At 45.3% G+C, this 2,044-nt stretch carries 2 protein-coding genes; both read left to right on the forward strand.

The window, feature by feature from the left end; translation table 11 throughout:
- Window positions 1-57 precede the first annotated feature (57 nt).
- Complete coding sequence (locus IV55_RS08835) at window positions 58-1,023, forward strand: beta-galactosidase small subunit (protein WP_057811382.1); 966 nt, start codon at window positions 58-60, stop codon at window positions 1,021-1,023.
- Between the two features lie 56 nt (window positions 1,024-1,079).
- Window positions 1,080-1,976: a cation diffusion facilitator family transporter gene (locus IV55_RS08840; protein ID WP_057811383.1), complete on the forward strand. Its 897-nt coding sequence runs from the start codon at window positions 1,080-1,082 to the stop codon at window positions 1,974-1,976.
- The last annotated feature ends 68 nt before the right edge of the window (window positions 1,977-2,044 follow it).

Genomic DNA, 2,044 nt, shown 5'->3' on the forward strand with positions numbered 1-2,044 from the left:
ATCAGGTTATGCTGACAAATTTGTCCAAAAATTCGGATTAAATTTGCAATCTACCTTATGAAAAATATGACCGATAAACCAATCCAAGTTGTTTTTGGCGATGGTAGTTTAGGCGTCACGGGTGATAACTTTCAGTGCTTATTTAGCTATGACCGCGGTGGCTTAGAATCGCTTGTTAAAAATGGTAAAGAATGGCTTTACCGCGTTCCTAGACCTGCTTTTTGGCGGGCAACGACTGACAATGATCGTGGTAATGGTTTTTCTACGCGATCAGCGATGTGGCTAGGCGCAGATTTGTTTAGTACTTGCACCGATGTGAACATTGTTGTGGATGGCGCTGATTATGGCTGGCCCATTGCCCCTGACACCAACCAATTTGGCAAAGCATTGAGTGCCAACGATGTTGAGATTACGTTTACGTATACCACAGCAACGACGCCGATAACGACAGTGGCCATTGCATATGTGATTCATGCGGACAGTACGTTAACGATTACAGCGCATTATCGAGGAAAGACCGGTCTGCCTGAATTGCCAACTTTTGGCCTACGTTTTATCGCGCCGACTGCAGCGACTGGGTATACGTACACCGGTTTATCAGACGAAACATATCCTGATCGACAACACGGTGCAAAACAGGGAACCTTTGAAGTGGCTGGCATGCCTGTTACACCATACTTGGTTCCGCAAGAAAATGGGATGCATATGCAGACCGAGTCAGTGACCATCACACGAGCAACAACATTAAATAACGTTGCTTTAACACCAGCACCATTTTCACTCAGCTTTCAGCAAGTTGATCAACCCTTTGCATTTAGTTGTTTACCATATACCGCAGCAGAATTAGAAAACGCAACGCATATGGAAGAATTGCCAGCCGCTAGACGGACGGTAATGACTGTGTATGGTGCAGTTCGTGGCGTCGGTGGCATTGACAGCTGGGGTGCAGATGTGCAGCCAGAATATCACGTTGCGGCGGATGAAGATCACAGCATTGCTGTGCAGATTGCATTAGCCGACTGACGGGTGGTCGCTCTGCCAGCGTTATGCGATAATGAGGTCACTAGGGAGGCGACAACATGAATCATGAAAATGAAACGATGACGGGGTTGCGCTTCTTGTTCGTGACAACGTTAAACTTAATTATTACCGTGGCCGAAATTATCGGTGGTGTTTTGTCTGGTTCATTAGCATTGTTATCGGATGCATTTCATAATCTAGGGGATTCATTGTCGATTGTCTTAGGGTATGTGGCACAACGAATTGGTGGCCGACCACAAAATAGTCAGCAGACCTTTGGTTATCGCCGCGCCGAAATTTTGGCGGCTTTCGTTAACGGACTCTTTTTGATTGGTGTGTCGTTAGTGCTGATGTTCGAGGCTGCACAGCGCTTTATGAAACCAGAACCAATCAACGGTGGCATTATGCTGACGGTTGCGGTCATTGGTTTATTGGCAAATGTCATCTCTGCATTGCTGATGCATCATGGGGCAAAGGACAGTTTAAACATTCGTGCGACATATTTGCATATTATGGCTGATGCACTGTCATCAGTGGCCGTAATTGTTGGCGGAATCATCATCGTGTTCTTTAACTTAACGTGGGTTGACCCGCTATTGACCTTATTAGTATCGTTTTACATTATTTATGAAACTTGGCCTGTGATTCGTGACACAGTGAAGATTTTGATGCAGACTGCCCCTGACCTAGACTATGATCAGATTGCGGCTGACATTAAAACGATTCCAGGTGTCATTCGTGTGCATCATATTCACGCTTGGCAAATTGACGAAAACAAGGTCGTCTTTTCCGCTCATGTGAATTTAAAAGATGTACAGCTGAGTGTTGCAGAAGAAACGGTAGCCAGCATTAAAGCCATGCTGATGGATAAATATCACATCTGTCATGTGACGATTCAACCAGAGGTCCATCATGGCGAAACAGATGCATTATTTGTTGATAAGGATCGTTTATAGTAGAGAGTGGAACAAAAGTCGGGAAGTCGTGAGCAAGACCTAGAACGGCCGTACGGATTGGTCTTCAA

This window comes from Furfurilactobacillus siliginis, assembly GCF_001437435.1.
In the GTDB taxonomy this organism is placed as follows: domain Bacteria; phylum Bacillota; class Bacilli; order Lactobacillales; family Lactobacillaceae; genus Furfurilactobacillus; species Furfurilactobacillus siliginis.